Genomic DNA, 7,019 nt, shown 5'->3' with positions numbered 1-7,019 from the left:
CGTGGCAGACCGAATGCTTACGTTTAAGGAGCTGAGGTATTCCTTTGATCGCTTTGCCGGAAAGATTCATGTTCGCGTTAACGGCTTGTCGTTCAGCATACCTTTTGAGAAGGTTATTCCATTTAATCACTGGGACAGGATGTATCTTAAGCACAAATACTTTCGGTTTCCCTTTAGGGTGTACGGTGAAAGAGGGGCTATGCAGTGGAGCTTTTATGTGCAGTATATGGATAAGAATCAAACCCTTCCACCCGGAACGGCTTTTGATACCTATCGCGAAAAAGATTTTCAACGAAGAAAGGCCGAGGGCTTTCCTGAACCCAAATACCCGGTCGACAGGGGCACATGGTTGTGCGACGCCACCGTTGGTTACATTTATGGTACGGATGGATTTAAGGAAAAGTTGAGCAAATATCGAAAATCAATCGGCGATGCCATCACTGAAGTTGTTTGCTATTTATTTTTTGATTTGAAAGATAAGGAATTGGTGCACAACAACATTGTCCTCCTCGGTTTTTATCAGGACTTTTTCGTGTTTAAGTACGGCGCGCCTAAGAATCAACCTTATGTAATTCTGGAAGAAGAGCCCAATGACTGCTTTTGGGTGCATTGCCGCTCAGGACGACTCACCGTAAAGGGAAATGCCTATCCCAAAGAAATAAAGCCTCAGAAAAAGTAGCTGAGAAAAAAAAGACCGGATGCCCGCTTGCCACGAACATCCGGTCCATACCGAAAACTAAAATCATCAGCCACACTTAGAGCTGCCACAGTCCTGGCAAATCAAACAGCCCTCCTGATAAGTCAGGTTGTCCGAGTTGCAGTTCTCGCAATGCCCCTTCTTGACCCTTGTTCCATTGGGAATATACTTCTTGAGCGCACGCTCCACCCCGTTTTTCCAGTTGTTGATGTTCTCATTATCGAGCTGCAAGCCACTCACCAGGTTAATCACATCGTCGATGGGCATACCGTTGCGCAATACCCCTGAAATCAACTTGGCATAGTTCCAGTACTCTTTATTGAACTTGAACGACAGTCCCTCGATGGTCGTCTTGTAGCCCCGCTTGTTCACAAACTGGAAATCGTAGCGCGAAGTCCCGTCCTCCTCATAATTCTTAATGATGCTGCCCTTCTGCACACTCTTGGGCACCAAAATGCCCTCCTCATCGTCGGCCAGACCCGTAAAAATCTCGTAGGGGCGACCATCCAACAGACCCACAAAGGCAATCCACTTCTCCTTGTTGTTTTGGAAACGAACCACATCGGCCTCCAAAATCTGCGGACGCTTGGTCGGGAAGCGCGAAGCCTCCTCCTTCTTCTTGTCCGTATTGGCCAAAAGCACCCCGGCACGAGAGCCGTCACGATACACCGTTACCCCCTTGCAACCACTCTTCCAGGCCTCCACATACAACTGACCCACCAGCTCCTCATTCACCTCATTCGGCAGGTTAATGGTCACACTGATGCTGTGATCCACCCACTTCTGCACCTGACCCTGCATGTGCACCTTCTTCATCCAGTCCACATCGTTGCTCGTCGCCTTGTAGTAGGGCGACTGCTGCACCAGCTCGTCGAGCTCTTCCGTACTGTAATTGCGCCTGGTATCGTGTCCCTTAGCCTCCATCCAGGTCAGAAACTTATGGTGAAACACAGGATACTCCTCCCAGCTGTCGCCCACCTCATCCACAAAATCGACCCGCACCTGCGGATCGTTCGGATTCACCTTACGACGCCGCTTGTACACCGGCATAAACACCGGCTCAATACCACTCGTTGTCTGCGTCATCAACGAAGTCGTACCCGTTGGCGCAATCGTCAGCAAAGCAATATTGCGACGGCCGTACTTAGTCATGCGCTCATACAAAGCCGGATCGGCCTCCTTAATGCGCTGCACAAAAGGATTGTTCTTCTCGCGCTCGGTACTGTAAATGGGGAAAGCACCCCGCTCCGCCGCCATATCCACCGAAGCAGAATAAGCAGCCAAAGCCAGACTCTTATGCACCTCTACCGAGAAATCCGTAGCATCGTCGGTACCGTAACGCAAATTCAAAGCCGCCAGCATATCGCCCTCGCCGGTGATACCCACACCCGTACGGCGACCTTCAGTCGCCTTACGCCGAATGTTCATCCACAAATCACGCTCCACCCGCTTGATGTCCGCATTCTCCGGATCCGCATCCACCTTCTCAATAATGGCATCGATCTTCTCCAGCTCCAAATCAATAATATCGTCCATAATGCGCTGCGCAGCACCCACGTGCTTACGAAAACGCTCAAAATCAAACTTCGCCTCCGCAGTAAAAGGCCGGTCCACATACGAATACAGATTCACCGCAATCAGGCGGCAACTGTCGTAGGGACACAAAGGAATTTCCCCACAAGGATTGGTACTCACCGTCTTGTAGCCCAAATCGGCATAACAGTCCGGCACCGACTCCCGCGTAATGGTATCCCAGAACAAAATACCCGGCTCAGCCGATTTCCAGGCATTGTGCACAATCTTATTCCAAAGGTCCGACGCATTGATCTCCTTGCTGTACTTCGGATTTTTAGCCTCCACCGGATACTGCTGCACATAGGGCCGCTCCTCCGTAATTGCCCGCATAAAATCGTCGTCGATTTTAACCGACACATTGGCCCCCGTCACCTTACCCTGCTCCATCTTAGCATCGATAAACTTCTCCGAATCCGGATGCTTAATCGACACACTCAACATCAGCGCACCACGGCGACCATCCTGCGCCACCTCACGCGTAGAGTTCGAGTAACGCTCCATAAACGGCACAATACCCGTAGAAGTCAAGGCAGAGTTTTTCACCGGCGAACCCTTGGGACGAATGTGCGACAAATCGTGCCCCACACCACCGCGACGCTTCATCAGTTGCACCTGCTCCTGATCCACCTTCATAATACCCCCGTACGAGTCCGAATTGCCTTCGTTACCGATGACAAAGCAGTTCGACAAGGACGCCACCTGATGGTTGTTGCCGATGCCCGACATGGGACCACCCTGGGGAATGATGTAAGTAAAATTGCGGAACAACTCAAAAACCTCCTCCACCTTCATCGGGTTAGGATAACGCTCCTCAATACGCGCAATTTCGCGCGCCAAACGCCAGTGCATATCGTCCGGCGTCAGCTCGTACAAATTGCCGTCCGAATCCTTCAGCGCATACTTATTTACCCACACACGCGCAGCCAGCTCATCGCCCTTAAAATACTTCAGGGCCGCCTGAAAAGCCTCGTCGTTCGTATAGACCTTTCCGATGGCCGTGTCCGATTGTTTTTGCATCGCAGTTACTTCCATGATGGTTCTTAATTTTTTAATCCTCTGTTAAGATGAAGGTTAATATATTTTAGTTCGCTAAAAATCACCCTTGCAAGTTACGCCAAGGAAACAATTCTGACAAACCAAACTTATCAACAATTCATAAAAGTTGTCCATTTCAAAAAGCCAAAACCCTAACAAACAACAAAGTAACAACACACAAACACCCCAAAAGTTTTCCAAAAAGAAAACTTTTGGGGTGTTTAAGTAAAATTAATGTCTGGTTTTTGGAAATCTCCGTCGCCTTGAAAATGCGCTTCCTACCGCGCCCCCACAACAACTATTAACATTTTGTCCAAAAAATTAAAGCGAGACTTTCCAAAATCTGGAAAGTTATCAACAGGCGGGCTTAAGCCTCAATTCAACTCCTCATATTTTAAAGAACGGTCCAGCCAACCCTCACTCTCGGTACGACCCCAAAAAGCATCGGCCAAACGCTTATACCAGGCATTGGCCCTACGGAACTGTCTAAAAGAACAGCTCCGCCAGTCGATGCCCAACTGCGAAGCCGTAAGCGGCGACACATAAGTATAAACCAGCTCCCCCAGATCTGCGTCCCTGCTCTTCTCTTCGTACCCCGCATCGTTCGTATTGGCCAGCAGACGGATTTGCCGCTGCCGACAACCCTCCTTTAAAAATGCCACCATCTCCCTGTACCTTGGTTGAAGCGCTTCAGAAATACTCCCTTTATACACCCCGCCCAAATCCATTACCGGACGCACCTGCAGCGTCGATACACCAAAAGCGCCAAACACCTCAAAAAAATCTTTCAGCTCCTCCAAATTATCCGGATTCACCGTATAGTTTATCCTCAAGTCCGGAAACGCCCCCTCCCGCAAAGTCCTCAACTCCTTAATATGCCCCAAAAGCTCCAACAAACGGGCATAACGCGCCCCCGGCATAAAGCTCTCGTAAGTAGCCTCTCGGACACCATGAACCGACAAAATCAGCTCGTTAACGCCCGCATCGGCCATCTTCTCCAAATCATCCCTTTCAATCAACTGACCATTGGTAACCATACTCACATCCGGCACCCCATAGCGCTTAGCCAGCCTAAAAAACTCATGATAATGTCTGGCCAGGGTAGGCTCCGCCCCACAACCCAGCACCAGCTGAAAAGCATGCGGAAACAAAGTCTTTGCCAAGCCCTCCAGCTCGTCTCGCTGAATCAGTCCCCCCGCCTTAGCCTTATAACCCTCCCCACTAAAATAGCACATGCGGCACGCCAGATTGCACCGTAAGGTAGGATCCAAACGTACCGACAAATGCCTAAACCCCACAGCAGACGCCAGCCCCAAGCCCAAAAGCTTCAGCCTAGGACTCTTGATGCGCTTATGCAGTTTTAAAAGAGCGTAAAAATTCATGGGTTAGTTGGGATCAGTACGGAGTGTCAATTAATCTTTCGCTTATTCGAAATAATTCATCGTTTGGTAGCCACCGTCGCGCAGGAACTTATCCTTTTGCATCAGCTTTAAATCACCCTGCATCATATCATCCACAAGCCCCTGCAAATCATATTTCGGCTCCCAACCCAACTGCTTCTTTACCTTAGTCGGATCACCAATCAGCAATTCCACTTCGGTGGGACGGAAGTAACGCGGATCTACTTCTACCACACACTTTCCCTTCAAGTGCGCATACTCCGGCTCCGATACCGCTACAATGTAGCCCTTTTCATCCACACCCTCACCACGAAATTCCACCTCACAGCCCACATAAGCAAAAGCCATACGCACAAATTCCCGCACCTCGGTGGTAACACCTGTAGCCACCACATAATCGTCCGGCTTTTCCTGCTGAAGAATCAAGTACATTGCCTTCACATAATCCTTGGCGTGCCCCCAGTCTCGCTGCGCTGACAAATTCCCCAAATACAGCTTTTCCTGCATGCCCAAAGCAATGCGAGAAACCGCCCGTGTAATTTTGCGCGTAACAAAAGTCTCCCCCCTGATGGGCGACTCATGATTAAATAAAATACCATTGCACGCATAAATATTGTATGCCTCCCGATAATTCACAGTTATCCAATAACCGTACATTTTAGCCACCGCATAAGGCGACCTCGGATAAAATGGCGTACGCTCACTCTGCGGAACCTCCTGCACCAACCCATACAACTCACTGGTCGATGCCTGATAAAACCTCGTCTTTTCGGTTAAACCCAACAAACGAATGGCCTCCAGGAACCTCAAGGTCCCGATACCATCAGCATTTGCTGTATATTCCGGCGTATCAAAACTCACCCCCACGTGCGACATTGCAGCCAAATTATAAATCTCGTCCGGCTGCGTCTCCTGGATAATTCTTATCAGGTTGGTCGAATCCGTCAAATCCCCATGATGTAAAGTAAAATTACGGTTCTCCGTATGTGGATCCTGATAAATATGATCAATCCTATCTGTATTGAACAACGAAGCCCTACGCTTTATACCATGCACGGTATATCCCTTCTTCAATAAAAACTCCGACAGATAAGCTCCGTCCTGTCCGGTAACCCCGGTAATCAATGCTGTTTTTGACATGGAAAACAATTCTCATTTGAAAACATAATAAGTCAACACAAATCACTTCTTCAGAAAGTCTCTGGAGACTCCTAATGCCTCTTCTACAACGTGCTGCATATCCAGATAGCGATAAGTTGCTAATCGCCCTAGAAAAGTAATCCTTTTTAATTTTTTAGCTTCAGCCTGGTACTTTTCTAAAGAAACCATATCCTCTTCAAGCCTCTTTGGATAAAAGGGAACATCACCTTTCTGAGTTTCTTTGCTAAACTCCTTAAAATAAAGACTCTTCTCATGACGCTCCCAAGGGGAAAAATGCTTATGCTCATGAATTCGGGTGTAAGGGATACTCATTTCGGGGTAATTAATAACAGCATTTCCCTGATAATCACCTAAGGCGACCCCCCTCTCAAAAGTAACCGTTCGATACCCTAAGCGCCCATATTTAAAACTAAAAAAAGCATCAATAGGCCCTGTATAGAAAACATGTTCAAATTCCTCTAAACTAAATCCCGAATCAAACTTTGTCGAAAGTAAAACTCTAATTTGTTTATGATCAAGCATTCGCTCAAAGATTTCGGTGTAACCATTTCTCGGAATCCCTTGAAATTGATTGGCATAGTAATTATCATTATAATTAAACCGAACAGGTAGCCTTTTTAAGATTGTTGCTGGCAAGCTCCTTGGTTCGGTCCCCCATTGTTTCTTCGTATAACCATAAAAAAAAGCCTCATAAAGCTGCTTGCCAATCATGGCCAAGGCTTGCTCTTCGAAATTCTTTGGATTTACTATACTCTTATCACCAAGGCCAGAAACAAACTCCGCTGCCTCCAAGGGGTTGAAGGACGAATTAAAAAACTGATTGATAGTATGCAAGTTTATAGGCAGGGAATAAACAGACCCATTATAAACTGCCTTTACTCTATTCACAAAAGGAACTAATTCACAAAAATTTGATAGGTAATCCCACAAAACTTGCTTATCTGTATTAAAGATGTGTGGACCATAAACATGTTCAATAACATTAGTCTCAGCATCTCGTTTGGTATAGCAATTTCCTCCGAGATGATCCCGTTCATCAATTACGACAACTTCCTTTTTCGTATGCCTAGCAATTTGTTCAGCAATTACAGAACCTGAAAACCCAGCACCTACAATTAAAATAGACATGATAAATAATATTAATAATTCAA

5 protein-coding genes are annotated in these 7,019 nt (G+C 47.3%); 1 reads left to right on the top strand and 4 read right to left on the bottom strand.

Annotation, left to right across the window (positions count from 1 at the left end):
- On the top strand, nt 1-679 hold a 679-nt coding region (locus B4W65_RS15800), incomplete at its 5' end, for a hypothetical protein (protein ID WP_205741305.1).
- Between the two features lie 66 nt (nt 680-745).
- Here the strand turns inward: B4W65_RS15800 and B4W65_RS15795 are convergent.
- The 4 genes from B4W65_RS15795 to glf all read right to left on the bottom strand — a co-directional run bounded on the left by B4W65_RS15795 (nt 746) and on the right by glf (nt 6,996).
- A complete protein-coding gene (locus tag B4W65_RS15795) occupies nt 746-3,304 on the bottom strand; it encodes an adenosylcobalamin-dependent ribonucleoside-diphosphate reductase (protein WP_205741304.1) in 2,559 nt (852 codons plus the stop codon).
- Nucleotides 3,305-3,681: 377 nt separating this feature from the next.
- Entirely contained in the window at nt 3,682-4,689 is a 1,008-nt protein-coding gene (locus B4W65_RS15790) for a radical SAM protein (RefSeq protein WP_088656138.1), read from the bottom strand.
- A gap of 42 nt (nt 4,690-4,731) precedes the next feature.
- Nucleotides 4,732-5,847, bottom strand: a complete 1,116-nt coding sequence (gene gmd, locus B4W65_RS15785) for a GDP-mannose 4,6-dehydratase (protein WP_088656137.1) — start codon at nt 5,845-5,847, stop codon at nt 4,732-4,734.
- Nucleotides 5,848-5,889: 42 nt separating this feature from the next.
- Nucleotides 5,890-6,996: a UDP-galactopyranose mutase gene (gene glf, locus B4W65_RS15780; RefSeq protein ID WP_205741303.1), complete on the bottom strand. Its 1,107-nt coding sequence runs from the start codon at nt 6,994-6,996 to the stop codon at nt 5,890-5,892.
- Between the last annotated feature and the right edge of the window lie 23 nt (nt 6,997-7,019).

The organism is Geofilum rhodophaeum (genome assembly GCF_002210225.1).
Taxonomy (GTDB): domain Bacteria; phylum Bacteroidota; class Bacteroidia; order Bacteroidales; family Marinilabiliaceae; genus Geofilum; species Geofilum rhodophaeum.
Note: the sequence above shows the minus strand (reverse complement) of the source record. Positions and strands in the feature narration are given on the sequence as shown.